The 26432-nt window shown below is 68.7% G+C and carries 22 protein-coding genes; 15 read left to right on the top strand and 7 right to left on the bottom strand.

The features are described from left to right. The first annotated feature begins 13 nt into the window (after positions 1-13). Together NGM07_RS21670 and NGM07_RS21675 are read left to right on the top strand one after the other, a co-directional pair. Entirely contained in the window at positions 14-2692 is a 2679-nt protein-coding gene (locus tag NGM07_RS21670) for a penicillin acylase family protein (protein WP_253520379.1), read from the top strand. A 267-nt stretch (positions 2693-2959) separates the two neighbouring features. Continuing rightward, positions 2960-4201: a cytochrome P450 gene (locus NGM07_RS21675; protein WP_253520381.1), complete on the top strand. Its 1242-nt coding sequence runs from the start codon at positions 2960-2962 to the stop codon at positions 4199-4201. Positions 4202-4204: 3 nt separating this feature from the next. On the opposite strand, the gene NGM07_RS21680 is transcribed toward NGM07_RS21675, so the two are convergent. Continuing rightward, positions 4205-5599, bottom strand: coding sequence for an MFS transporter (locus tag NGM07_RS21680; RefSeq protein WP_253520383.1), 1395 nt, complete (start codon positions 5597-5599; stop codon positions 4205-4207). 165 nt (positions 5600-5764) lie between these two features. On the opposite strand from NGM07_RS21680, the gene NGM07_RS21685 reads away from it, so the two are divergent. The 9 genes from NGM07_RS21685 to NGM07_RS21725 all read left to right on the top strand — a co-directional run bounded on the left by NGM07_RS21685 (position 5765) and on the right by NGM07_RS21725 (position 14343). Next, the gene (locus tag NGM07_RS21685; protein WP_253520385.1) at positions 5765-7126 is read left to right on the top strand and encodes an outer membrane protein assembly factor BamB family protein; all 1362 of its coding nucleotides are present in this window, start codon (positions 5765-5767) and stop codon (positions 7124-7126) included. Positions 7127-7249: 123 nt separating this feature from the next. Continuing rightward, complete coding sequence (locus tag NGM07_RS21690) at positions 7250-8218, top strand: NAD-dependent epimerase/dehydratase family protein (RefSeq protein ID WP_253520387.1); 969 nt, start codon at positions 7250-7252, stop codon at positions 8216-8218. 608 nt (positions 8219-8826) lie between these two features. Beyond that, positions 8827-9594 (top strand): IclR family transcriptional regulator, encoded by a 768-nt coding sequence (locus NGM07_RS21695; protein ID WP_253520389.1) that lies wholly within the window; start codon positions 8827-8829, stop codon positions 9592-9594. Positions 9595-9708: 114 nt separating this feature from the next. Further along, on the top strand, positions 9709-10338 hold the full coding sequence (locus tag NGM07_RS21700) for an MBL fold metallo-hydrolase (RefSeq protein ID WP_253520391.1): 630 nt from the start codon (positions 9709-9711) through the stop codon (positions 10336-10338). 88 nt (positions 10339-10426) lie between these two features. After that, on the top strand, positions 10427-11803 hold the full coding sequence (locus NGM07_RS21705; RefSeq protein ID WP_253520392.1) for an acetate--CoA ligase family protein: 1377 nt from the start codon (positions 10427-10429) through the stop codon (positions 11801-11803). Beyond that, positions 11796-12503, top strand: coding sequence for an acetate--CoA ligase family protein (locus NGM07_RS21710; protein ID WP_253520394.1), 708 nt, complete (start codon positions 11796-11798; stop codon positions 12501-12503). Before NGM07_RS21705 ends, NGM07_RS21710 begins: the two co-directional genes overlap by 8 nt. Before the next feature lies 1 nt (position 12504). Then, the gene (locus NGM07_RS21715) at positions 12505-12906 is read left to right on the top strand and encodes an acyl-CoA thioesterase (protein WP_253520396.1); all 402 of its coding nucleotides are present in this window, start codon (positions 12505-12507) and stop codon (positions 12904-12906) included. 57 nt (positions 12907-12963) lie between these two features. Further along, positions 12964-13134 (top strand): hypothetical protein, encoded by a 171-nt coding sequence (locus NGM07_RS21720; RefSeq protein WP_253520397.1) that lies wholly within the window; start codon positions 12964-12966, stop codon positions 13132-13134. Positions 13135-13260: 126 nt separating this feature from the next. Next, positions 13261-14343, top strand: coding sequence for a cupin domain-containing protein (locus tag NGM07_RS21725; protein WP_253520399.1), 1083 nt, complete (start codon positions 13261-13263; stop codon positions 14341-14343). 143 nt (positions 14344-14486) lie between these two features. Here the strand turns inward: NGM07_RS21725 and NGM07_RS21730 are convergent, their stop codons facing one another. Further along, entirely contained in the window at positions 14487-15719 is a 1233-nt protein-coding gene (locus NGM07_RS21730) for an FAD-dependent monooxygenase (protein WP_253520401.1), read from the bottom strand. A gap of 160 nt (positions 15720-15879) precedes the next feature. Here NGM07_RS21730 and NGM07_RS21735 point away from each other — a divergent pair, with 160 nt between their 5' ends. Both NGM07_RS21735 and NGM07_RS21740 read left to right on the top strand, forming a co-directional pair. Further along, positions 15880-17361: an aldehyde dehydrogenase family protein gene (locus NGM07_RS21735; protein WP_253520403.1), complete on the top strand. Its 1482-nt coding sequence runs from the start codon at positions 15880-15882 to the stop codon at positions 17359-17361. Between the two features lie 110 nt (positions 17362-17471). Next, on the top strand, positions 17472-18350 hold the full coding sequence (locus NGM07_RS21740; protein ID WP_253520404.1) for a fumarylacetoacetate hydrolase family protein: 879 nt from the start codon (positions 17472-17474) through the stop codon (positions 18348-18350). Positions 18351-18454: 104 nt separating this feature from the next. On the opposite strand, the gene NGM07_RS21745 is transcribed toward NGM07_RS21740, so the two are convergent. Then, positions 18455-19420 (bottom strand): alpha-ketoacid dehydrogenase subunit beta, encoded by a 966-nt coding sequence (locus tag NGM07_RS21745; RefSeq protein WP_253521198.1) that lies wholly within the window; start codon positions 19418-19420, stop codon positions 18455-18457. A 2-nt stretch (positions 19421-19422) separates the two neighbouring features. Next, complete coding sequence (locus tag NGM07_RS21750) at positions 19423-20589, bottom strand: thiamine pyrophosphate-dependent enzyme (RefSeq protein WP_253520406.1); 1167 nt, start codon at positions 20587-20589, stop codon at positions 19423-19425. A gap of 149 nt (positions 20590-20738) precedes the next feature. Here NGM07_RS21750 and NGM07_RS21755 point away from each other — a divergent pair, with 149 nt between their 5' ends. Beyond that, positions 20739-22205 carry a YjiH family protein gene (locus NGM07_RS21755; protein ID WP_253520408.1) on the top strand — a complete coding sequence of 489 codons (1467 nt, stop codon included), beginning with the start codon at positions 20739-20741 and terminating at the stop codon, positions 22203-22205. Positions 22206-22407: 202 nt separating this feature from the next. Here the strand turns inward: NGM07_RS21755 and NGM07_RS21760 are convergent, their stop codons facing one another. Continuing rightward, on the bottom strand, positions 22408-23760 hold the full coding sequence (locus NGM07_RS21760) for a methyl-accepting chemotaxis protein (protein ID WP_253520410.1): 1353 nt from the start codon (positions 23758-23760) through the stop codon (positions 22408-22410). 103 nt (positions 23761-23863) lie between these two features. On the opposite strand from NGM07_RS21760, the gene NGM07_RS21765 reads away from it, so the two are divergent. After that, positions 23864-25390: a class I adenylate-forming enzyme family protein gene (locus NGM07_RS21765; protein WP_253520412.1), complete on the top strand. Its 1527-nt coding sequence runs from the start codon at positions 23864-23866 to the stop codon at positions 25388-25390. 72 nt (positions 25391-25462) lie between these two features. Here NGM07_RS21765 and NGM07_RS21770 read toward each other — a convergent pair whose 3' ends face one another. Together NGM07_RS21770 and NGM07_RS21775 are read right to left on the bottom strand one after the other, a co-directional pair. Further along, entirely contained in the window at positions 25463-25750 is a 288-nt protein-coding gene (locus NGM07_RS21770) for a hypothetical protein (RefSeq protein WP_253520414.1), read from the bottom strand. Position 25751: 1 nt separating this feature from the next. Then, a complete protein-coding gene (locus NGM07_RS21775; RefSeq protein WP_253520416.1) occupies positions 25752-26429 on the bottom strand; it encodes a ferritin-like domain-containing protein in 678 nt (225 codons plus the stop codon). Positions 26430-26432 lie beyond the last annotated feature (3 nt).

Consider the following 26432-nt stretch of genomic DNA (forward strand, 5'->3'; position numbering starts at 1 on the left):
GGTCCGGTATGTCATGCCAAGGGACGGCGACGGTGAGCGAGACGGCGGCGAGGAGGAGCACGACGGCGGTGAGAGCGAACGATTCGAGGTGTCGAGGCGCGACGTGCTCCGGGCCGGCGCGGGGGTGGCCGGGACCGCGGCCGTGGCCGAGACGACGCTCGGATACGAGCGACGGGACGGAGCGGAACCGGACACGGTCACCGTCAGGCGCGACGGGTACGGCGTCCCGCACGTCTACGCGAGGGGAGCCGACGACCGCGCGCCGACGTTCTTCGGCTACGGCTACGTCACCGCCGAGGACCGACTCTACCAGCTGGAACTGTACCGGCGGTACTACCACGGCACGGTGTCGGCAGTCCTCGGCGAGAAGTGGGTGGACTTCGACAAGGAGGCCCGTCGCAACACCGCCGCGGGCGAGCCGCTCGACGCGCAGTTCGAGGAGCAGTTGACCGGCGACCAGCGGGAGGTCCTCGGAGCGTTCCGGGACGGCATCAACCGGTACGTCGAGGAGGTCCGCGAATCCGAGGAGCTGGAGTTCCACAGGGGGTTCCGGGAGAACGGCTTCGAACCCGACCCGTTCAAGACGGAAGACGTCGCCGGGATGTTCGTCGCGAGCATGGCGTTCTTCAGCGGCTTCCAGCTCGAGACGCTCGGCGCGCAGGTCGTCGCCGCGCTGACCGAGGAGAAGGGGAGTCGCGGGCGGGCGATGGAGCTGTTCGGCGACTTGAACTGGGGCAACGACCCCGGCGCGCCCACGTCCACCGTCCAACCCGAGGACGTCTACCGCCCGCCGTACACCCCCGCCGGCGGCGCGAAATCGAAGCCGAGCGGGCGGGCGGCGAGTAGAGAGCACCCCGAACGCGGCGCGACCGGTCGCCAGAACGCGCCGACCAACCGGCTCACGGGCGGCGAATTCCGAGTTCCGGCCGACGCCGAGGGCGTCCATGAGGCCGAGATGGAGCGGATTCGGACGCTGGCGACCGGCCTCGACGACCTCGGCCTCCCCATCAAGTACGGGAGCAACGCGCTGGCGGTGCAGGGCGAGGTCACCGAGAGCGGCGACGCGCTCCTCTTCGGCGGGCCGCAGATGGGGTTCAACACGCCGTCGGTGATGTACGAGGTCGGGTTGCACGGGCCGGACTTCGACGTGGCCGGCAGCACCGTGGCGGGCTACCCGTTCGTGATGTTCGGTCGCAACCGCGACGGCGCGTTCACCTCGACCGCCGGCATCGACAACTGCATCCAGACGTTCGTCGAGTCGATAGACGCCTCGGGGTCCGGACCCGCCACTTACGAGTTCCGCGGCGAGAGCCACGAGGTCGAAACCCGCGAGCAGACGATTCCGGTGAAGGGCGCCGAGGACGTCCCCTTCGCGCTTCGGCTCACCAGACACGGCGTCGTGACTCAGTGGCAGCCAGAGAAAGGCGAAGCCGTCGCCCAGACTCAGTCGTACGCGGGTAGGCACATGAACTGCTGGCGGGCGTTCTACGAGGCCCAGTTCGCGTCTTCGGCCGAGGAGTTCGGGGACGCCGCCCGGCGGTGCGACTACGCGCTCAACTTCCTGTGGGCCGGCAAGAGCGGCGATATCGGCTACTTCCACCTCGGCCGGTATCCGGACGCCGAGGCGGTCGAGTGGGACACGCGGTTACCCGCCGACGGGACGAAGTACGAGTTGACCGACGACGACTACCTCAGGGCGGCCGACGGGGAGGTTCCGTACAGCGTCAACCCGCCCGCGGGCTACGCCGCCCAGTGGAACAACAAGCCCGCGCCCGACTGGAACAACGGCGACCTGAGCTACTCCTGGAGCACCGACCACCGCGTCCAGCGCATTATCAACCTCGTGGAGCGGCGCCTCGACGAGGAGGGGAGCCTGGACTACGAGTTCCTGAAGGACGTGGTGTACGACATCGCGTTCGTGGACCTCCGGTCCATCCGGTTCCGAGACGCCCTGCTGGCGGCGCTGGAGGGCGCCGACCTAGACCGCATCGAGCGGCAGGCCAAGCGCCAACTCGAACGCTGGGACCACTACCGGCAGGGGTCGGGCCGCGACCACATGGGCGAGTACCCCGCGGGCTACACCGTCTGGAACGCGACGTTCCCCAAAGTGCTCGAGAACGTCTTCGCCGACACCCTCGGAACGGCGTGGAAGCCGGCTTCCTACTTCCTGAACTACGACTACGGGCGGGGGACGCTCATGCGGGTGCTCCACCCCGAGGAGACGGCGCTCCCGCTGGGGGCCCACTACGTCGAGGGCGACCCCGGCGACGAGTTCGTCGCCGCGTTCCGGTCGGCGGTGGCGGAACTCGACGGGAAGTTCGACGGGCCGCCGCCGCTGTGGCGCGAACCTGCCCGCGTCGCGAAACTCGACAACCTCGCGCTGTTCGGGATGCCCATCGGCGTCGGCGACGCTGGCGACATGCCGTGGCTCAACCGCGGCACCGAGAACCACTTCGTCAAGTTGAGCGACGACCCGACCGCGGAGAACGTCCTCCCGCCGGGCAACGACGGCTACGTCGCGCCCGACGGGACGACCGCCGACCACTACGACGACCAGATCGACCTGTTCGGCGACTTCGAGTACAAGCCGCTGCTGTTCGACGACGCCTTCGTGGAGATTGCCACGGAGTCCGAGCGGCGGCTCCAAACCGGCGGGACGGGCCAGTCGGACGGCGAGGACGGCGGGGACTGACGGTCCGAACGAGGGACGACGGGATGCCACGGACGCGGTGACCGCAAGGTGCGGTGGCAGGAATGCGGTGACGGGAGTGCGGCGACGGCGACGCCTCGCGCCGGCGCGAGGCGTCGCCGTCGCGAACGGAGCCGACCCCGAGCGCGTCGAAGCGAGCCGCTCCGCGTTAAGGGCGACCACCGCCGAAGGGGAGGAAACCGCCAGGAGAACGCTCGGATTCCCGACCGATACGGACCGTTTTGCCCCGCGAGCGCGTAGGGCGTGCGCATGAGTTCCGCCAATCCGCAGGGGCTTCAGGCGTTTCCCGAGGAACTTGAGGGCCGGGAATCCTGGCTCGAACCGTTCGAGTGGTACCGGGAGATGCGCGAGGACGACCCCGTCAGGTACGACCCCGAGCGCCGGTCGTGGGACGTGTTCCGGTACGACGACGTGAAGCGGATTCTGGACGACGACGAAACCTTCTCGGTGAATCCCCGACTCGCCAGCGACTTCGTGGAACCGGACAACCCCGGCGAGGGCCTCGTATTCGACACGATGCTGTTCCAGGACCCGCCGCGCCACGACGAACTCCGCGGCGTCGTCGACGAGGAGTTCCAGCCCCGGGCGCTCCGCGAGCGCGAACCCCACTTCCGGGAACTGGCGGCCGACCTGCTGGACGACGCCGTCGAGCGCGGCGGCGACCGACTGGAGGTCGTCGACGACCTCGCGTACCCGCTCCCGGTGACCATCATCGCCGAACTGCTCGGCGTTCCGGCCGACGAGCGCGACCGGTTCAAGGCGTGGTCGGACACCCTCGTCGAGGCGGCGAGCGACGAGGAGGGCGACGAGGAGTACGTCCAGCGCCAGCAGCAGGCGCAGATGGAGATGGCCCAATACTTCTTCGAGATGATCGCCGACCGTCGCGAGGACCCGCGGGACGACCTGATGTCCCGAATCGTCACCGCGGAGCTGAGCGACGGCGGCCGACTCTCCGAGCAGGAGGCGCTGGGCATGTGCATCCTGTTGCTCATCGCGGGCAACATCACGACGACGAACCTCATCACGAACGCAGTCCGGTGTTTCGCCGACGCGGACGCCGACCTGTTCGAGCGCCTCCGGGGCGACGAGCGCGGACCCACGAACGCGCTGGAGGAGGTAATCCGCTATCGGTCGCCGGTGCAGGCGATGACCCGCGTCGCGACAGAAGACGTGGAGATGCGCAGCGAAACCGTCGAGGAGGGCGACCGCGTCGTCGTCTGGCTAGGGTCGGCCAACCGCGACGAACGGCGGTTCGAGGACGCCGACGCGTTCCGGCCGGACCGCTCGCCGAACCAGCACCTCGGGTTCGGCCACGGCACCCACTACTGTCTCGGCGCGCCGCTGGCGCGATTGGAGGCCAAGATCGGGCTCACGGAGCTACTGGACCGCGTCGAGGACGTTCGGCTCGACGCCGACGAACTCCGGCCGACGCGGAGTTCGTTCGTCTACGGCGTCGAGTCGCTCCCGATTCGGTACAGGAGACGGACCTAGGCGCTACTCCGCCTCGGTCGCTCCGGTCGCCCGCGCTCGGCCGCCCCCGTGCCGATACAGCACCCACAGCGTGACGAGAACCGCCAGCGCGGTCATCGCCGCGATGGCGGCGAACGCCACCTGCAACCCCGGCCCCTCGATGAGCGCGCCGAACAGCGGCGGCGCGAGCGCGCTCCCGGTCATGGTGCCGACCGTGATGACCGCGAAGTTGCGGCCGAGGTCGGCGCGGGCCGACACCGCGTCGGCGAGTTTCGACCGGGCGGGACCCGCGAGCGCGCGGGTCCCGCCGACGACGAGGAGACACGCCACCGCCGCGAGCGCCGGAATCGCCATCGTCGCCAGCGCGCCGACGAAGAGGACGACAACGGCGTAGCTACCGACGATGAGCGGGCCGGGCGAAAAGCGGTCCGAGAGGTCGCCGCCGACCAGCACCATCACCGCGCCGACGACGAACATCGCCGAGAGGGTGAGGTTCGCCGCGTCGAGGCCGAGTCCGTAGCCGTCACGGAGCAACACCACCGCGTAGGAGGTGACGGCCCAGCTCGCGGTGGAGGCGACGAGCGCGAGCGCCGCGAGCGCGAGGACGGCCGGGGACGCCAGGACGGCGCGGAGTTCGCGCCGCGCGCCGGAGTAGCCGCGGCGGGCCGCCGCGCGGAGTTTCGAGGCGGGTTTCGGCGACCGCGACGGCGCAGCCGCGCCGTCGCGGTCGCCGGGTCCGGGTTCCCCGAATCCAGGAGCGTCGGGGTCGGAGCAGTCGGCTTCGACTTCGGGCGCCGTCACGTCCCGACTCACGTACCGCTGGAAGGTGGCGAGCGTGACCGCGGCGTAGATCAGTCCGAAGGCGCCGACCGCCCCGACCGCGTGACGCCACGTCAGGCCGGAGACGCCGACCATCGCCGTGACGAGCACCGGTGGCGCGCCGAAGCCCAGACTCCCCAGGAAGCCCCGGACGCTGAACGCCCGCGCGCGGAGGTGTTCGGGCGTCGCATCGGCGAGTATCGGGAAGTGGGCTGGGTGGTGGCCGGCGACACCGATACCGAGGAGGGCCTGGCCCGCGACGAGCACCGCGAAGGTGGGCGCGAGCGCGACGACGAAGACGCCCGCGGTGCCGAGGGCGAGCGAGAGGCCGAACGCGAGTCGCCGGTCGTAGTTGTCCGAGAGGTAGCCGAAGGGCAACTGGAACGCGGCGTTGGCCGCGCCCTGGACGCCCATCGCCACGCCGAGCGCGGCGAGCGAGACGTGGAACTCGTCGGCGAGGATGGTGAGGATGGGCGGGAACAGCACGAGGTAGGTGTGGTTGACGAACTCCGCGCCGCCGACCAGCGCCACGACGAGCAGCGTCTCGCGGGTCACGCCCTCGTCGGCGAGCGCGCGTCCGGGAGTGTCGAGGATCCCCACGGTGTTTCGTCTCGAAGTGCCGGAGGTGACGACAAGTAGGCTTCGCTCCCGGAAAAACGGGTGACACCGACCGGCCCGCCCGTCGACGGCGGCGAGACGTCAGCGACCGGTGAGTGCGGGCGGGCTACCAGAAAGCACTTACCGGTCTTGTGAATCGGTTGAGATATGTGTCCCCGCACGCCCTCCCGCCGAGCAGTCATCGCTACCGCCGGAAGCGCGCTCTTCGCCGGATGCGTCGGCTCCCTCCCCGGCGGCCGGACGACGGCCACCGAAACCGCGCGGCGCTCGGAGACGACCGCGGCGCGACCGCGCGACCCCGCCAGCGGTCCGCGGGCGTCCGAATCCTCGTGGGCCCAACCCGGCCGGACGGCCGGCCACGCGGGGTACAACCGGACGATGGACGCGCCGGCGGCCGAACCCTCAGAGGAGTGGCGGAAGCGACTCGAAGGGCCGCTGACGACGCCGACCGTGGTCGCCGACACCGTCTACGTCACCCGCGGCGACCTCACGGACGGAGCGCCGGTCGCGACCGTCGAGGCGTACGACCTCGCGTCGGGGTCGCGTCGGTGGTCGACCTCGCTGGAGACGACGTACGAGTTCAGCGCCCCGTTCGACAACCTCCGGCCGGTCTACCACCGCGGAACGCTGTACCTGGCCACCGGGGAGAGCGCGACCGCGGTCGACGCGCGGTCCGGTGCGGTCCTCTGGAACACGGCCGTCGAGACGTCCGTGAACGACCCGCCGATAGTCGGCGACCACGGGGTCTACGTCTGCGGCGTCGTCGACGGCGTCATCGTCGCGCTCGACCACGACGGCACCGAGCGGTGGCGATACCCGGAACAGAAGGCGACGACCGAACGCAGCGTCGACCTCGGTTCGGGCGGGATTAGCCAGCCGGCGCTCGCCGACGGGACGCTGTACGCGTCGTTCTCCGGAGCGGGGCGACTCGTCGCGCTCGACGCGGCGAGCGGAGAGGAGCAGTGGCGACACGAACCGGACGACGGGGCGGGCGTCAGTAGCGGCGTGGTCGTCGCCACGGCCGACGAACTCGTCCGGGCGTCGTTCGGCGGCGTCGAGGTCTTCGAGCGCGACGGGACGCACCGGTGGCAATACGGCAGCATCGACGAGGCGGTCATCCGGCCGGCGGTCGCCCACGGCACCGTCTTCGTCGCCGGCCTCGAAGGCCGGGTCCTCGCGCTCGACCTCGCCGACGGGACCGAGACGTGGCGGACGCGCCTCGCCCCCCGGAAGTTCGTCCAGGGGACGATTCCGGTCGTCGCGAACGGCGCGGTCCACGCGCTCCGGACGACTCCCTCGGAGCAGACCGTCGCGGTCCACGCCCTCGACTGGGAGTCCGGCGACGAGAAGTGGACGCTCACCCGGACGGGGACCCGGGGCCGCGGGCCGGTTCCGGCGGAGGACCGATACGTGCTCGCCACCCAGACGACGCCGCGGGAACAGCGGGAGGAGAAGACGGTTTCTGAAGGCCTCGATACGGAATCCTCGCTGCGGGCGTTCTCGCCGTAACTGTCGTGAGGAGCCGCATCGCGGCGGTTTCGCGGGGCGCGGCCGCCGACGGCGGCCGCGCCCCACGCGGCGGCGGTCGAGGGTACTGCACTTTTTTTACGATGCCGGACACATTTGCGAGCGATGACCGACAGCGAGACGGTACTCGTCACCGGCGGAACAGGCTTCATCGGGTCGTACGTCGCCCAGGACCTCGCCGAGGCGGGCCACGACGTGGTCGCCTTCGACCTCTCGACCGACACGCACATCCTGGAGAAACTCGGCGTCGCCGACGACGTCGAGGCCGTCCGGGGCGACCTCACCGACCCGACGAGCGTCTTCCGCGCCGTCGAGGAGAGCGGGGCGACCCGCATCGTCCACCTCGCGGCGCTGTTGACCTCGCTCGCCCGCGAGAACCCCCGGGGCGCGGCGGAGGTCAACATCCTCGGGACGAACAACGTCTTCGAGGCCGCCCGGACCTTCGACGACCAGGTCGAGCGGGTGGCGTGGGCCTCCTCGGCCGCGGTCTACGCCCCGCCGTCGAACTACGACCACGACTGGGTCGACGAGGAGGACCTCGTCTACCCCGACACGCTCTACGGCGCGACCAAGGAGTACAACGAGCACCAGGCGAAGGTGTACTTCGAGGATCACGACCTGAGCCACGTCGGCCTGCGGCCGACGGTGGCCTACGGCCCGTACCGCGAAACCGGCGGGTCGGCGTTCCTCGCGAACATCGTCGAGAAACCGGCGCTCGGCGAGTCGTTCTCGGTGGAGTACGGCGACCAGGTCATCGACTGGCAGCACGTCGAGGACATCGCCCAGGCGTTCCGGAAGGCGGCGTTCGCGCCCGAGTCCGACCTCGGCCAGCGCATCTACAACGTCCGCGGCGAGACGGCGACCATCCGGGAGGCCGCCGAAACCGTCCAGAAGATACTGCCCGACGCCGACATCGAGGTCAGCGACGAGGGCGAACTCCCCTGGACCCAGAAACTCGACATGACCGACGCCCAGGAGGACCTGGGCTACGACCCCGAGTTGGACCTCGAAGCCGGCTTCCGCAAGTACATCGACGTCCTGCGGGAGGAGAACGGACTGGACCCCGTGGAGTGATTGGCAGCGAGGCGAGCGAGTTTCCGCTGACGGCACTCCTTCTGCGAGAGTAGTGGAGCGAGGTCCGAACGGGACGACGGAGAAACGACGGACCCGAAAGTGGCGACGCGTTTCAGGTCGACGGCTCCCCCGTAGTTTTATATTCTTTGCCGTATTTTACTTCTTCGGAGTTGCATCTTTAGCTTTCTGATTGGAGTTCTGCGTCACGTGCGACGCCGCAATTCCGCAACGATGGTCGGACGGTAGACCGCCGTGACGTCGGTACCGGTAGCCACCGATTCCGCCTCGGCGAGGACCGGTTGCTTCGAGCGCCGACGCTGGACGATTACCCGCGAAGGCGTTCGGTGTCACCGAACGGGGCGACCGCCGCGACTGCATGATTATTCGTCGTAGTTTCGGAGTTTATCCCTATCATCGATTTCTATAACAACATTAGGATTGTTATGGTAGCGGGGGAAAATCCGTTCGGTGTCACCGAACGTTCTGCGAGAGTGACCGGCGTCGTGCGATTCGTCCCAGGTTCGGATTCGCTAGTCGGGCGCGACAGGGACTCGGTCGACTCCGCGATTCCCGACAATTTTAGTAGCCGTCCCGCACCAGTTCGTGGTATGGGTGAACAACACGGTGGCGGGCGCACGGTGAAATCGGACGGGACTCTGTTCTCCATCGTCGAACAGCTCCGCGCGTCGGACGGGGCGGGCGTCACCGAACTCGCGAACCGACTCGACGTCGCGAAGAGCACGGTCCACGACCACCTCTCGACGATACGCGACCGCGGATTCGTCGTCAAGCGCGGGAACGAGTACCACCTCGGTCTGGAGTTCTTCAACTACGGACAGTACGTTCGAAACCAGTTCGAACTCTACGAGGCCGCCAAACCCATCATCGACGAACTCGCGGAGACGACCGGCGAGATGGTGTGGCTGGTCGTCCACGAGAACGGCCAGGTGATGTACCTCTACGGCTGTGCCGGCCAGACCGACATCGACGAGAACACCCTCATCGGTTCGTGGGCGTACATGCACAGCAACTCCGCGGGCAAGGCCATCCTGGCACACCTCCCCGACGCCGAACTCGAGTACGTCCTCGAACGCCACGGACTCCCCCAGCGGACGCCGAATACCATCACCGACCGCGACGAACTCGAAGCGGAACTCGAAGCGGTCCGCGAGCGGGGGTACGCGCTCAACCTGGGCGAGGACCTGAAGGGGATCCACGCGGTGAGCGTCCCGCTGTTGTTCGAAGACCGGATTCGCGGCGCCATCGCGATCGCCGGCCCCGCCCACCGGATGACCCGCGAACGCTGCGAGACGGAACTCATCGAACAACTGTCGGCGCTGACGAACGACATCGAACTGAGCCTGGCGTACGGGTAACGTATCGCACACCCGTTCGTCGAGGCCGAACGACCGGTCCGAACGCGCGTCGGAGCCGGAACGCACCGTCGGTTCGAAAAACGCTTTGGCGCTCGCGGACGCAGTCACGCGACGATGATCGAAGAGATCGCACCCGGCGTCTACGACCTGAGCATCGCGAACCACAACGGCGGTCGCTACCGCACGTTCCTGTTCGACGGCGACGTCCCGACGCTCGTCGACGCGGCGTTCGACGACACGACCGACGTCGTCGCCGAGCGACTCGACGAACTCGGCGTCGCGCCGGAGCGACTCGTCGTGACGCACGGCGACCCAGACCACGTCGGCGGCCTCGCCGGCCTGGCCGACCGGTACGACCTCGAAACCTGGGTCCCCGAAGGGACCGAGGTCGGCGGCGAGTACGCCCCCGACCGCCGGTACGGAGACGGCGACGAGGTCGGCCGGTTCGTCGCGGTCCACACGCCCGGGCACACGTCCGACCACCACGTGCTCGTCGACGAGGCGGCCGGCGTCGCGGTGCTCGGCGACGCGGTGTTCGGCGCCGACGCCCGCGGGCTACCCGAGGGGTACTTCGTCCTCCCGCCCGGCTTCTTCTCCGAGGACGTGAACGAGGCCGACGCGAACCTCAAGCGACTGCTCGACTACGAGTTCGACGTCGGCCTCGTCTACCACGGGTCGAGCGTCGCGTCGGATGCGAGCGAGAAACTCGAACGATTCGTGGAGTTCGCCGGGAAGCCGAACTGACGCCGGTTGCGGAGGGCCGGCCGCGGTCACCCCCGGAATAGGCCGACTCGGGGGAAACGTTATGGTCGCGTTCCGAATACCGTGAAGCGTGAACGTTGAGCGTCTCTTCAGGCCCGAGAGTATCGCGGTGATCGGGGCCTCCCAGACAGAAGGGAAGATCGGCTACGAGGCCATGGCCAACGCCGTCGAGTTCGGCGGGCGAGTCTACCCCGTCAACCCGTCGGGGTCGGGGACCGTCTTCGGAGAAGCGTTCGTCGAATCCGTCGCCGACGTCGACGACCGCGTCGACCTCGCGCTGCTGTGCGTGCCCGCACCGGTCGTCCCGGACGTGCTCGAAGAGTGCGGCCGGGCCGACGTCGGCGGGGCGGTCATCTACGCCGGCGGGTTCGCCGAGGCCGACGAGGACGGCGAGCGGTTGCAGGCCGAGATAACCGACATCGCCGCCCGCCACGACCTCGCCCTCCTGGGGCCGAACACGAGCGGGTTCGTCGTCCCGAGTCGCGACCTGTTCGCCTCCTTCGCTGGCGGCGTCGAGCGGATGCCGCCGGGCGACGTCGCCATCGTCGCCCAGAGCGGCGGCGTCGCCCACACCCTCGCCTTCCAGGCGATGCGCGAGGGCCGCGGCGTCTCGGCGATGGTCGGCCTCGGCAACCGCGCGAACGTCGGCTTCGAGGAGGCCGTCTCGTTCTTCGACGGCGACGAGGAGACGGGAGCCATCGTCCTCCACGTTGAGGGGACCGACAGGGGCCGCCAGCTAATGGAGACGTGCCGCGAAGCGACGACCCCGGTCGCGGCATACAAGGTCGGGCAGTCGGACGTCGGCGACTTCGCCGAATCCCACACCGGCGCGCTGACCGGCGACCACGAACTCTACGAGGCCGGATTCGCCCAGTACGGCGTCCCGACCGTCGACTCGACGCTGGCGCTGTTCGACGCGGGCGAGGCGCTCGCGAAGTCGCCACCGCCCGCCGGCGGGAACGTCGGCGTCGTCACCGCGCAGGCTGGTCCGGGCATCATCGTCGCCGACCGCGTCCAGCGCGGCGGCGGAACGCTCCCGGACCTCGGCGAGGAAACCCGCGAGCGGGTCGGCGATATCCTGCCGGGCATCACCTACGCCGGCAACCCCGTCGACACCGGCCGGCCGATGCCCGAGTTCGGGGAGGTCGTGACGGCGGTCGCCGAGGACGACGCGGTCGACGTGGTGCTTGTCTTCGAACTGTTCGAGGAGGCGCTCGGCTTCCCGGTCGAGACGCTCGACGGCCTCGCCGACCGGGTCGGCAAGCCGGTGCTGTTCGCCACCGAGGGGCCGGTCGACGCCACCGAGGACGAACTCCGGGCGCTCAGGGACGCGGGCGTGCCGACGTTCACGTCGCCCGAGCGCGCCGCCGACGCCGCGGCGCTGCTGGCGAGGTTCGCCGACTTCGCTTCGACCGACGGGAGCGAGGAGGTGAGCGCCGATGTCTGAGTCCGACCCTATCGCGGCCGCCCGCGAGGACGGTCGGACGACGCTGACCGAGGCGGAGGCCAAGACGTTGCTAGCCGACGCGGGCGTCCGAACGCCCGAGTTCGCGGTCGCCGGCGACGCCGAGGCGGCGGCCGACGCCGCCGCCGACCTCGGTTTCCCGGTCGTCGTCAAGGTTTCCTCGCCCGCGGTCACCCACAAGAGCGAGTGGGCCGACGGCGCGGGCGTCGCCGTCGGCCTCGACTCCCGGGACGCGGTCAGGGAGGCTGCCGAGCGCATCTTCGAGGCGGCCGCCGACGCGGACATCGACGCCGACGTGCTGGTCGAGGCGGCGCTCGACACCGACGCGGGGACCGAGGTCATCGTCGGCGGACTGCGGGACGCCTCGTTCGGGCCGGTCGTGCTGGCCGGCCTCGGCGGGGTGTTCACCGAACTGTTCGAGGACACCAGCCATAGACTCGCGCCGGTCGACGAAACCGAGGCCCGAGAGGCCATCGAGGAACTGACCGCGGCGCGGCTACTCCGCGGCTACCGCGGGACGCCGCCGGCCGACGTTTCGGCGCTGGCTGGCGTCGTCGCGACCGTCGGCGACCTCGTCGTCGAGAACGAGGCCGTGGCCGAAATCGACGTGAATCCGGTGCTGGCCACCGCAGAGGGCGCGGTCGCGCTCGACGCGCTCGTGGTGCTGGAGGAGGAGGCCTGAGATGTACGACCGCGTCTGGACCGTCCGGTTCTCGGACACCGACCCGTTCGGCATCGCCCACTACCCGCGCATCGTCGACGCCCTCCACGAAACCTCGGACATGTTCATGGAGGAGATCGGCTTTCCCTTCTGGGAGCTCTCGGGCGAGCGGGAGTTCGGCCTGCCGCTCGTGGAGATGAACTTCGAGTTCGAGAAGCCCGTAGAGGCCGGCGACCGCGTCACCGTCGAACTCACGCCGACGCTCGGCGACCGGAGCGTCAGGTTCGACTACGTCGCCCGCCGCGACGGCGAGGTGGCGTTTTCGGGGTACGAACAGCGGGTCTGCGCCCGGACGGGCGGCGGGGGGTCGATGGAGCTACCCGACGACCTCCGGACCGCGATGGCGGCGTACGCCGACGACTAACGGCGGAACGCTGACGCGGACGACACGTTTTTGGGACTTCCGGCGCCACGTACGTACATGGCCGAATTCGACAACATCTACGCCGAGGAGAACCCGTTCGTCCGAGCCCACTTCGACTGTCTGAGCTGCGGCGGGAAGCTCTGGGAGTACGCCATCCAGGGCCAGATGGTGTGCGAGGACTGCCGGGCGGTGTTCCCCTCCGGCGAAGTGTTCGACGCCCAGACGTAGCCGCGGGGACGCCTCCGCAGCGCGACGGTCAGATCGGGTCGAAGTCGGGGGTTCGAACGGCCGGCACGACGCTTCCGTCGGCGGGTGTCCACTACACTTATGTTGAACGTGTGCAAACTATTCACTATGGCCCAGCAAGACCCAGAGGAGCTCTTGGAGTTGAGTTCCGGAACCCGGAGCATCCTCGAGGACCACGGCCTCCGCCCGCTGTGGGAGGTCGAGGACGACTTCGGGAACGTCATCGACGACCTCGAACCCGACATCTGGAAGTGGGACGACATCCAGACCGCCATCGACAGCATCGAGGAGGACGTCCCCATCGCCGACCTGCCGCCGGGCTTCCAGCGCCGAGTGGCGGTCCCCATCAACACCGCCATCGGCAACGCCATCTCGAACACCATCTACGTCGGCGTCCAGACGGTTTCGCCCGGCGAGACGGCGCCCTCTCACCGACACTCCGCGAACGCCCTCCGGTTTACCATCGACGGCGCCGAGGAGATGAAGACGGTCGTCGCAGGGGAGGAGTTCCCGATGCGGGACAACGACCTCATCACGACGCCCCAGTGGGAGTGGCACGACCACGTCAACGACTCGGACAAGACGGCCGCGTGGCTCGACGTGCTCGACCTGCCGCTGTTCCTGGACTCGCTCAACAAGCGCCAGGCGTTCGAGAATCACGAACTCGAACGCCAGCCGGTCACGAAGACCCAGGGCTACTGGGACTCGCAGTACGGCCGCGGCCGACCCGCGAACGAGAAGGACGACGGCTCGATTCCGGGGCCGTTCGAGGGCATCCGCGAGGCGACGCCGCCGTACCGCTTCGGCTGGGACGAGATGCTGGAGTCGCTCCGCCAGCGCGCCGACAACGACGAACCCGACCCCCACGACGGCTACAGTCTGGCGTACGTCAACCCCGCAACGGGCGAAGAACCGCTGTTCCCGACGATGTCGTTCCGGGCCCAGTTGCTCCAGGAGGCGACCGACCCGCATTTCCACAACGCGACCGAGGTGTACTTCGTCATCGAGGGCGAGGGCGCGACTCACGTCGGCGACGAGGCCCTGGAGTGGGGCAAGTGGGACATCTTCGTGGTGCCGCCGGACGAGGTCCACCACCACGAACCCGACGGCGAGGCCATCCTGCTCGGCATGACCGACCGCCCCGTGTTCGAGGCGTTCAACTTCTACGCCGAAGCCCAGCCGTCGTCGTAACCGGACCGCCCGCGGGCGGTCCTCACGGTCGCGGCACTCGTCGTTTTTTGGCCGGTTCCGCCATTTCTCACGCGAGACGGGTGCAGAAGAAGGAGAGAACGGAAAACGGAGAACGAGAGGGAGTCAGCACCGAAGCGAAGCGGTCAGTACTGACCCACCGACGTCGGCGGACTGCCGTGGGGACCGTAGGGCGCGTCGTCGAGCCACTCGCCGGCGCGTTCGATGTAGTCGGACAGTTCGGCGGCGGCGCGCTTTTTCGCCTTGGTCACCGGGCTGTCGCCCTGAAGGTACTCGAGGGCCTGGCCGGCGGCGTCCTTGTTCCACTCGGCCGCCTGTTCGCGCCGGGCGGCGTACTCCTCGACTTCGGCGCGGGCGACGGAATCGACCCGGGCCTGCCGGGCGACCGTGATGGCCGACGCCGCCGCGACGGCGTCGGCGATGCCCGAGTTCATTCCGCGTGCGCCGAACGGGGCGAACAGGTGGCCGGCCTCGCCGGCGAGCAGGACCCGCCGGTGGTCGTCGACGAAGGTGTCGGCGGTGACCTGGAGGAACTGGTAGGTCGACACCCACGTGACGCGGTCGCGGTAGCGCTCGCCGAGCGTGGTGGCGACGAGGTCGGCGACGTTCTCCTCGCTGGCCATCGCCTCGGGGTCGTCGGACTCCTTGCACTGGATGTCGACGCGCCAACCGCCCTGAAACGGCACGAGCAGCACGTTCCGCCCGTCGACCGCCGGGTGGTCGTAGTGGAACACCCGCTCCTGGTCGCGGGGGTCGTCGGGGTCCTCCTCGACGTCGGCGATGATGAAGGAGTTCTTCGACTCCTCGCCGTCGAACTCCGCGCCGATCTGTTTGCGGACCGTCGACCCCGCGCCGTCGGCGCCGACGACGTGGGAGGCTTCCCACTCCTCGCCGTCCTCGGTCACGACCCGGACGCCGTCGGCCGACGACTCGACGGTCTCGACCGGCGAGTCCCAGTGGACGTCGACGCCCACGTCCTCCAACGCTTCGAGCATGAAGTCCTCGGTCCACACCTGCGGGAGGCTGGTGAAGTGGGGGAGGTCGCCGGAGCCGCCGGGGTTGGAGTAGGTCCGGGAGAAGACCTCCTTACCCCGCCAGAGCGTCCGGCGCGTCGACCAGATGATACCCTCGTCGGCGAGCCGCTTGCCCAGTCCGGGGTGGTTCTGCTCCAGAGTCTGGAGCGTCGCCCCGTGGACGAAGATGGCGCGACTGCCGGGGCGTTCTCGGTCCTGGGGGTCGGCTTCGAGGATGGTGACCGGGACGCCGCGAGCCTGCAGGGCGAGCGCGGCGGTCATTCCCGTCGGGCCTGCGCCGGCGACGATGACAGGAGCCTCGCTGCTACCGTTATCAGAACTCATTCTACTCTGAACGACGAGTTCGGGGTATTAGTTATTTTCCTTGCGAGGACCACGCACGCGCCACACCGAATCGGCCCGGCGTCGGGGATGTCGGGCGGAGCGCGGCGACTTCACCTAAGAAACGCTAGGTTTGATAAGGTATACCACCCATCGTGACGCTATGGCGCAAGAAGCGAGCGCACGATTCGACACGGACGGCGACTGGGAGCGACTCTTCGTCGGCGGCGAGTGGCGGCGAGCACCCGACAACGACCGAATTCACGTCGAGAACCCCGCGACGAGGGAGCGAATCGCGTCGGTGCCGAAGGCGTCGGCCGCCGACGTCGACGAGGCCTACGCGGCCGCCCGCGAGGCCCAACCCGAGTGGGCGGCCCAGCCGCCGCAGGTGCGGGCGGAAGTCGTCCAGAAGGCGATGGGCGTCGTCGAGGAGCACCAGGAGGACCTCGAAGGCGTCCTGGTTGCCGAGGGCGGGAGCACCCTGACGAAGGCCCACGTCGAACTCGACCTGCTCGCGCCCGGGATGATGGCCGAGGCCGCGACCTTCCCGACACGGGCGCAGGGCACTCACGCCAACTCGACCATCCCGGGCCGCGAGAACGAGATTCACCGCGAACCGGTCGGCGTAGTCGGGGTCATCTCGCCGTGGAACGTCCCGTTCCACCTCTCGATGCGGGCGGTCGCGCCCGCCGTCGCGCTCGGCAACGCCGTGGTGCTCAAACCCGCACCCGAGACGCCCATCGCCGGCGGTCTGGCGCTCGCCCGGGTGTTCGAGGCGGCCGGCCTTCCCCCGGGCGTCCTCAACGTCGTCCCGGGCAACGGCGCCGAAACCGGCGAGGCGGTCGCCTCCCATCCCGACGCGAACGTCGTCTCGTTCACCGGGTCGACGGAGGTGGGCAAGCGCGTGGCGCAGAACGCGGTCGAGAACCTCGCGCTACCGGCGCTGGAACTCGGGGGCAACAACCCGCAACTCGTCCTGGCGGACGCCGACCTCGACCTCGCGGTCGACGCGGGCGTCTTCGGGTCGTTCTTCCACCAGGGCCAGATCTGCATCTCCATCAACCGCCACCTGGTCCACGAGTCGCTGTACGACGAGTACGTCGAGCGCCTCGCCGACCGCGCCGAGGCGCTGACGGTCGGCGACCCCGCGAAAGGCTCCGACGTTGGCCCCGTCATCAACGAGTCTCAGCGCGACGAGATGCTCCGGTTCGTCGAAGAGAGCGTCGAGGCGGGCGCTCGCGTCGTCGCGGGCGGCGACAGCGACGACCTGTTCGTCGAGCCGACGGTGCTCGCCGACGCGACCAACGACATGCCCGTCGCGCGCAACGAGCACTTCGGCCACATCGCGCCGGTCATCCCGTTCTCGGACGACGAGGAGGCGGTCGAACTCGCCAACGACACCGACTACGGCCTCACCGCGTCGGTCATCTCCGCCGACCTCGACCGGGCGAAGCGAGTCGCCGGCCGCGTCGAGGCCGGAATGGTCCACGTCAACGACCAGCCCATCAACGACGAACCTCACGTCCCGTTCGGCGGCGTGAAGGGGTCGGGGCTGGGCCGCTACAACGGCGAGGCCATCATGCGGGAGTTCACCGAGGAGCGGTGGGTGTCGCTCCAGCACGACCGCCGGGAGTATCCGCTCTGAGGGGCCGACTCGACGGGAAGGGCCGGGGCGTCGAACCGCGGAACCCGGCCCGGACCGCCGCCGTCGCCCGAACGCCATCCTTTATGTGTGCGCTGTGCGCATATGTCGGTATGCGATTCGTCCACTACGACGAGGACCGCCTGGGACTGCTGACCGACGACGGGACGGGCGTCGTCGACCTGACCGACCGCCTCGGCATCGACTCCTCGGACCCGCTGCGCGAGTACATCCGCGGCGACTACGACGCCAGCGAGTACGAGGACGCCGAACCCGACCACGACCGCGGCGACGTCGAACTCAAATCGCCGGTCCAGCGGCCGGGGAAGGTCATCGCCGCGCCGCTCAACTACGAGAACCACATCGAGGAGGCGCTGTCGGACCGCGACATCACCACCGAGGAGTGGTTCACCATCGAGGACAAGGGCTACTTCCTCAAGGCGCCGTCGAGCGTCGTCGGGCCGGACCACGGCATCGAACTGCCGTTCTCGGACCGCCGGACCGACCACGAGATCGAACTAGCGTTCGTGATGGGCGACGACGTGAAGGACGTCTCCGCCGAGGAGGCCTGGGACCACATCTTCGGCTACACCGTCCTGCTCGACATCTCGGTCCGGGGCGACCAGGACCGCTCGAACCGCAAGTCCTACGACACGTTCACGGTCATCGGCCCGTGCGTGGCGACTCCCGACGAGGTCGGCGACCCCCAGGACCTCGAGATGGAACTCCAGTTGAACGGCGAAACCCGCCAGCAGGAGAACACCGGCGACATGGTGTACACCTGCGCCGACGTCGTCCAGTACGCCTCCATCGGCGCGACGCTCGAAGCCGGCGACGTCATCACCACCGGGACGCCCGAGGGCGTGAGCGCGCTCTCCGACGGCGACACCGTCGACGCAGCGATCGAGAACGTCGGCTCGATGACCGTCGACGTCCGAGAGCGCGACGTCCGGTTCGAGGACGTCGACGTCCAGAAGGGCGGCCAGGACTGAGCCCCGGCGGTCGGCCGTCGATTCGAACCGCTCGGAACTCCGCTTTCTCGACCGACCCGAAACGTCCGCGAGAAGTAGAGACGGCGCGGTCCGGGCTTCGCGTCTCACGCCGAGAGCGCGCGCTCGATGCCGTCGGCGATCCGCGGCGGGTGCGGGAAGTAGTAGTCCTCCATCGACAGCAGCGGCACCGGCGTGTCGAAGCCGGTCACCCGCTCGACCGGCGCTTCGAGGTAGTACAGCGCCTCGTCGTTGATGCGGGCGACGACATCCCCGCCGACGCCGGCGCTCCGCGGTCCCTCGTGGACGACCACGGCCCGGCCGGTCTTCTTCACCGACTCGACCACGGTTTCCGCGTCCATCGGCGATATCGTCCGGAGGTCTATCACTTCGGCGTCGACGCCCAACTCGTCGACCGCCTCCAGCGTCGGGGGCATCATCGACCCCCACGAGACGACCGTCACGTCGGTCCCCTCGCGGCGGACCGCCGCCTCGCCGATGGGCACCTCGTAGTCGTCCTCGGGGACCGCCTCGCGGAACGACCGGTAGATGCGCTTGGGTTCCATGAACAGCACCGGGTCGGGGTCGCGGACGGCGCTCGCGAGCAGCCCCTTGGTGTCGTAGGGCGTGCTGGGGACGACCACATGGAGGCCCGGGATGTGGGCGTAGGCCCCTTCGAGGCTCTCGGAGTGGTGTTCGAGCGCCCGGACGCCGGCGCCGTAGGGGGTCCGGACCACCATCGGCGCGGTGAGTTCGCCCCGAGTCCGCCATCGGATGCGCGAGGCGTTGGTCACCAGCTGGTCGAACGCCGGCGGCAGGAATCCGGAGAACTGTATCTCGGCGACCGGCCGGTAGCCGTACATGGCGAGCCCGGTCGCACCCCCGACGATGGCGATCTCCGACAGCGGCGTGTCGACCACCCGTTCGCGGCCGAACGACTCCTGGAGTCCGTCGGTGGCCCGGAACACGCCGCCGCTCTCGGCGACGTCCTCGCCGAAGACGAGGACCCGGTCGTCGGCCTCCATCGTGGTGTGCAGTGCGTCGTTGACGGCTTCGACGATAGTTGCCTGCATGGTCATCCCTTGGGTCGCTGTTCGACGTGGTCGTACATCTCGGGGCGGCGCTCGAGGAGGTCGACGAACTCCTCGAACTGCCGACGCAACTCCGGCGGCAGTTCGTCGTAGACGTGCGCGAACATCTCCTCGACGTCGCGCTCCTCGAACGCGTTCGCGGCCTCCAGCGCCGCGTCGAACTCGGCCTCGATCTCGTCGACGACGGCGTCGTGGTCGATCTCTTCCCACAGGCCCTCGGCCCGCAGGAACGACCGGTAGCGCTCGATCGGGTCGTGGTCCTCCCACTGCTCGACCTCCTCGTCCTCGCGGTAGCGCGTGGGGTCGTCGCTGGTCGTGTGAGCGTCGAGCCGGTAGGTCACCGACTCGACGAACGCCGGCTCGCCCTGCTGGACCCGCTCTCGCGCGGTCGAAACCGCGTCGTAGACCGCGAGCACGTCCTGACCGTCGACCCGGATGGCGTCGATGCCGTAGGCCAGCGCCTTCTGGGCGACGGTGTTCGCGCCGGTCTGCCGGTCGAACGGCGTCGAGATGGCGTACTGATTGTTCTGGCAGAAGAACAGCGCCGGCACGCCGAGCGCCCCCGCGAAGTTGATTGCCTCGTGGGTCGCCCCGGTGCTGGTCGCGCCGTCGCCGAGGAACGCCGTCGTGACGGCGTCGGCGCCGTCGAGCCGCATCCCCCACGCGATGCCCGACGCGAGCGGGAGGTGCGAGCCGATGGAGATGGCGACCTGGCAGTTGTGCTTCGCGAACGCCTTCTGGCTCTCCTCGATGCCGCGCCAGAACTTGATCATGTCCTCCATCTCGGCCCCGCGCATGAACGTGGGCGTCCACGCCCGGCCGACCAGCAGCCAGTCGTCCGGTTCGAGGGTGTAGGCGCTGCCGACGATGCTGCCCTCCTGTCCCCTGGTCGAGCCGAACGTCCCGAGTTCCCCGCGGCGCTGGATGCTCACCATCCGGCGGCTGAACACCCGGTCGGTCACCATCCAGCGGTAGAGGTCGCGGAACTGTTCGTCGTCCAGGTCGGGGACCGCCGATTCGTCGTACGAGCCGTCCGGCGCGACGATTCGGTGGGTGGGGACTTCCAGGTCGTCCTGGCTGAGGTAACTCGCCCCGCCACCCTGCGAAACCGACGCGAGCGGCGTCTCCGCGTTCGTCTGTCTGTCGCTCATCCGTTATCGAGAGTTCCCCGCACTCGATAATAAAACCGGGGGTGGGCGTCGATGAGAGTCGCCGTAGGGGCCCGCGCTCGCGCCACGCGGTTCGTCGCCTTCCTCGAACGGGGCCAAAATTTTTACTCCGGTACGTAGACGGTGCGAGTATGTTCGATAAACAATTATGGCAGTCTCCGGACCAGGAAACCTGGACGCCGGGCGAAGAGCTCGAAGACGTGACGACCATCAACGACGTCGACCCGACCGAGTTCGAACTGTTGCCGGGGATACGGTTCCTCATCGCGTTCGGGCTCGGGGTGTTCTTCTTCCTCGTGCCGGTCACGTGGAACGGACAGGTCACCGTCCCGTTCGACGTCGTCGCCAGCGCCATCACGGCCGCCTTCCCGACGCTGGTCGGGGTGGTCGGCCTGCTCATGATAACTGCGGGCGCCGGGCTGTCTATCGTGACGGAGCTCCACCGTCGCGACCTGCTGTCGCTCGACGAGGAGACGGCCGAACGGCTCGACGTGGGGTACTGGGAGACGTCGCCGCTGTTCCTGCTGTTGCGGGTGGCGGCGATTCCGATAGGCGTGGTGCTGTTCCTCGAACTCGGGCCGAGCGTCCTCCACCAGCCCACCGTCGGCGGGCTAGTCTGGGGGACCATCCTGCTGAGCGTCGTCGTCATCATCCCGCTCGGGGCGGTCTTCGTCAACCTGCTGGTCGAACTCGGCGGCCTGGAGTTCATCGGCACGCTGGCCCGGCCGTTCATGCGGCCGCTCTTCCGACTGCCCGGCCGGGCGGCGCTCGACTCTATCGCCTCCTGGATCGGGGCGTTCACCGTCGGCTACTACGTCACGTACAACGTCTTCCACCGCGGCGGCTACCACAAGCGCGACGTGTTCGTCATCGCCACCTGCTTCGCCCCCGTCAGCATCGGGTTCGTCGGCGTCATCGTCTCGACGCTCGGCCTGCTCGAAATCTTCCCGATCATCCTGTTGGGGTGGCTGATCGCCATCGTCGTCACGGGCGCCGTCCTCGTCCGGATTCCGCCGCTCAGTAACGTCCCGACCGAGTACGTCACCGAGCCCTCGCCGGAGGCGGCGTTCTCCGGGTCGCCGGTCGACTACCTCCAGTTCGCGATCAGCGAGGCGATGGAGGAGGCCAAGGACGGCCGGATTCTCCCGACGGCGGCCCAGGGGCTGGTCGACGGCTTCAAGGTCACCGCGGTCATCCTCGGCACGGTGCTCACGATCAGCACGGCCACCCTCCTGCTCATCGCGACCACCGACGTGTTCCAGGTGATCGCGACGCCGATCGCGCCGGTCATCGCCGCGTTCGGCATCCCCGACGCCCAGCTCGTCGCGTCGGCCATCCTCATCAGCGGCATCGAGCAGGTTTCGGCGGCCGCGGTCGTCGCCAACGCCGACGCGACCGCGCGGCTGTTCGTCGCCATCGTGGCCATCTCCCAGATCATCTTCTTCGCCGCCTCGGCGCCGATGATGATGGACATGTTCAACGACGTCCCCATCCGGTTCCGGGACACCGTCGTGCTCTTCCTCCTGCGGACGGCGATCCTCGTCCCAATCGCTGCGGCGTTCGTCCACGCCGTCAACTGGCTGGGCTACCTCCCCTAATTCGACGGCAAGCCGTTCGCCGTCGCTACTCCTCGTCCGCAGCGCGGTCGCGCCGGTCGTCGCCGCTCACCAGCGCGTCGCGCGTTACGGTCCACCGCCGAATCTCGGCTTCGACGAGGTCACCGTCTTTTCGCTCGGCGGGGACGTCCGACGCATCGTAGACGGCGACCAGACGAGAACAAGAACGAGAACGAGCGCAGTCCTACTCGAAGGTTTCGTCGAGGTCGGCTTCGACCTCCCGAACCCGGTCGCGGACGTCCCGGACCCGGTCGGCTTGCGCTTCGTTCGCCGCGGCGAGTTCGCCGATTTCGTCGACGACCTCCCGGATGTCGGCCAGCACGTCGCCGAGCATGGCGGTGACTTCCTCGGCGCTGGCCGCCTGCTCGTCGGTCGCCTCCACGATTTCGGTCATCCCGCGGGCGGTGTCCCGGGCCGACACGAGGATGTCGTCCTGGTGGTCCCGGACGTCCGCGACGTTGTCGGTCGCCGAGTCGATGCGCTCGGTGGTCGTCTCGATGCTGTCGGCGGTCCGCTCGACGATCTCGGCCACCTCCCGGAGCGTGCGGTCGATGGCGTCGACCTCCTCCTGGGACTGGTTGGCGAGTTCCTTGATCTCGTCGGCGACGACCGCGAAGCCGTCGGAGTTGCCGCTGCTCCGGGCGGCCTCGATGTTGGCGTTGAGCGCCAGGATGTTGATCTGGGAGACGATATCGCCGATGACCGCGGCCACGTCGTCGATTTCGTCGACCTGGTCTTCGAGTTCGCGGCTGTTGCCCTGCAGTTCGTCGGCCGCGCCCGCCACGTCGTCCATCAGTTCGAGCGCGTCGTCGGTGGCGTCGATGGAGGCCTCGGCGTGGTCGGTCATCTCGTCGCTCCGCTCGCTGACCTCGTGGGCCTGGGAGGCGACCTCCTCGACGGTCGCGCTCAGCGACTCGACCTCGTCGCGGACCGACGCGAGCGTCTCGACCTGCTCGCCGGCGGTCGACTCGATGTACTGACTGCTGTCGGAAACCTCCTCCGAGGAGCCGAGCAGCCCCTCGACCGCGGTTTCGACCTCCTCGCTGATGCGCTGCTGGGTCTCCTGGACGGTGCGGCGGCGCTCGACGAGTTCCGTCACGCGGGTGACGAACTCGAAGGCGCCGACCGAGTTGCCCTCCTGGTCGTGGAGCGGCACGCCGGCGGCCCGGACGTGCCAGCGCTCGCCGTCGGGATTGGTCCCCGAGCGGATCCGTTCCTCGCGGACTACCCGGTCGGTGCGGGCTATCTCCTCGGCCAGCGTCTCCTCGACGTCCTCCGTGCCGATGACCTCGTTGGCGGCCTTCCCGACCGCCGCCGACCGCGGGAGGCTCATGATCTCGGCCTGCTCGTCGTTCCAGTGGGTGATGCGCCCCTCGCCGTCGACGACGACGATGGGTTCGGGAAACTGGGCGGCCAGGTCGTCGAACAGGCCGCGCCAGAAGTCCCGCTCGTGGCGGAGCCGCTCCGTCTCGTCGTCGACGTCCGGCGGTTCGTACAGCGACCCGGCGGTCCCGTCGGTAAATCGACCGGTTGCCATGTTTCCCCAATCCCGGACCGGGGTTAAATAAGTTGACGTGCGGGAGAATCGACGCGCCGACGAACCCAGCACTTTATGTGACACGTGTTCTCTGTACCCACGTATGCTCTTTCCGCAACTGTTCAGGCAGTCGGCGGCCCGGACGCCGGAGAAGGCGGCGGTCGTGGACCTCGGCTCGGAGCGGGAGTTCACCTACCGCGAACTCGCCGAGCGGGTGTACGCGCTCGCGAACGGCCTGCGCGAACACGGCGTCGAACGCGGGGACCGGGTCGCCGTCTGCATGGGCAACCGGCCCGAGAACGTGATGACGTTCCTGGCGACCCAGTTCGTCGGCGTCGTCGCCGTCCCGTTCAACTTCCGAGTGGCGGCCGACGGGGTGACCTACCACGTCCGGGACTCCGGCGCCGACCTCCTGCTCTACGACGCCCTCTCGAGGGACGCGGTGGAGGCGGCGGCCGACTCGCTCGACTGCGACCTGTGTTACGTCGGCGACGACACGTCGGCCGAGGCGATTCCGTTCGACGCGCTGCTCGACGCGCCCGCCGACGAACCGGAGATCGACGCGACCAGCGAGGACGCGAGCGTCGTCCTCTACAGTTCGGGGACCACCGGCGACCCGAAGGGCATTCCGCTCGACCACCGCGCGACCACCGCGCGAGCGCTCATCAACGCCATGGGCCAGCGCTACTACCTCGGCGAGACGATAATCGGCGTCATGCCGCTGTACCACACCGTGGGGCTCCACGGCGTCCTCTGCGACGCCCTCGGCGTCTCGGGCACCTACCTCTGTATGCCGGATTTCGACCCCGAGACGTGCGTCCGCGCCATTCCCGAGTGGGGCGTCACCGCGCTCCACGAGGCGCCGACGATATTCAGCCAGTACCTCGGCACCGACGCCATCGACGAGGTCGACGTGAGCAGCGTCCGGGCGGTGGGCTACTCGGGCGCGCCGATGAGTTCGGACCTCTTCGACCGGGTGGTCGAGACGTTCGACCCCGACCACATCGCGAACCTCTACGGCACCACGGAGGCGTACGGCACGACTGCGTACGTGGGCCTGGGGCCGGACGACGACCCGTCGACGACCGGCCCCGCCAACGTCTTCTACGAGACCCGAATCGTCGACGTCGACGGCGACCCTGACGACGAGGTCGAAGCGGGCCAAGAGGGCGAACTCATCGTCAACACCGACTCGCCGGTCGCGTTCGACGGCTACCTCAACAAGCCCGAGCGGACCGCCGAGGTCATCCGCGACGGCTGGTTCTTCACCGGCGACGCGGCCTACGAGAACGACGACGGCAACATCGTCATCACGGGGCGGGCCGACGACATGCTCATCAGCGGCGGCGAGAACATCCACCCGGCCAACGTCGAGGACGTCCTGGCCTCGCACCCGAAGATTCGAGACGTGGGCGTCGTCGGCGTCGCGGACGAGGAGTGGGGCGAAATCGTGAAGGCGTTCGTCGTCGCCGACGACGGACTGACGGTCGAGGAACTCGAGGAGTGGTGTCTCGACAACGACGGTCTCGCGAACTTCAAGCGCCCCCGCGAGTACGAGTTCCTGGAGGAACTCCCGCGCAACCCCAGCGGGAAGATAATGCGCTACAAGCTACGGAGCGAAGAGGAGTAGTTCCGAAGCGAAGACGAGCAGTCGGCGGAGGAGTCCGGCGGGCGGTCCCGCCGGGTGCGATTCGGGCGGAACTCAGTCGAGGACGCGAATCTCGGGGTCCCAGCTTCCCAGTTCCCAGCGGTCGCCGTAGCGTCGCTCGACCACGTGGAACTCGGTCGCCATCGTCGAGAGGTACCGGACGTTGATTCGGCAGTCCGTGATGACCTCCTCGCCGTCGCGGGTCTCGGTGTCGAACTCGACGACGCCGAGGTCGGCGAGTTTCGCCAGGCCGAGCGCCGACTGCTCGTCGATGCCGGTGAGTTCGACCGCGGGCGGATTCTCGGGGTCGACGTAGACGTACTCCGACGGGTCGTCGGCCATGTCAGTGGACCACCTCGGGGTCGTACTCCAGCCCGTAGATGTCGTACATCGCCTCGATGGCCGCGCTGTTGGCCTCGTCGGCCCGGCGCTGGACCTCCTCGTCGTCCGCGAACCGCAGGATTATCTTCCGCCCGACGTTGAGGTGGTTTGGCTCGTCCAGGTCGGCGGAGTGGAGCACCTCCTTGGTCCGGTCGTCGACGACGTCGTGGTCGACGAGCGCCTGGAAGATGATCGGGACGAATCGCTCGATGCCCATCTGCTGGCAGGCCGCCAGGCTCACCAGGTCGTCGTGGTCGTACACCCGGTGGAACATCTCGACCTGGGCTTCGGTGGGCGTGTAGTCGCGGATGTCGGGGTTGCCGCCCAGTTCCTCGATGCGGTTCGAGAACAGCTTTGCGTGCTTGAGTTCGTCGCGGGCCATGTTCGCGAGTTCGATGACGATGTCGATGTCCCGACTCACGTCCCGGTCGTTGCGCTCGTACACCTCGTTCATCTGCTTGGCCGGCGGGTAGGTGCCGAAGTAAAACTCGTTCCACATGAACGACCTGAGCATCCCCACGAGTTGCTCGCCCTCGACCCGCGAGTCGTCGTCGTACATCCGGTCGACGAGGTGTTTGGCCGCCCGTTCGGACTTTCGGCCCAGCCGCTTCGCGAACTGGTCGCTATCTAGTGCCGCCATGAA

The sequence above is a fragment of the Halorussus vallis genome (assembly GCF_024138165.1).
Lineage (GTDB): Archaea > Halobacteriota > Halobacteria > Halobacteriales > Haladaptataceae > Halorussus > Halorussus vallis.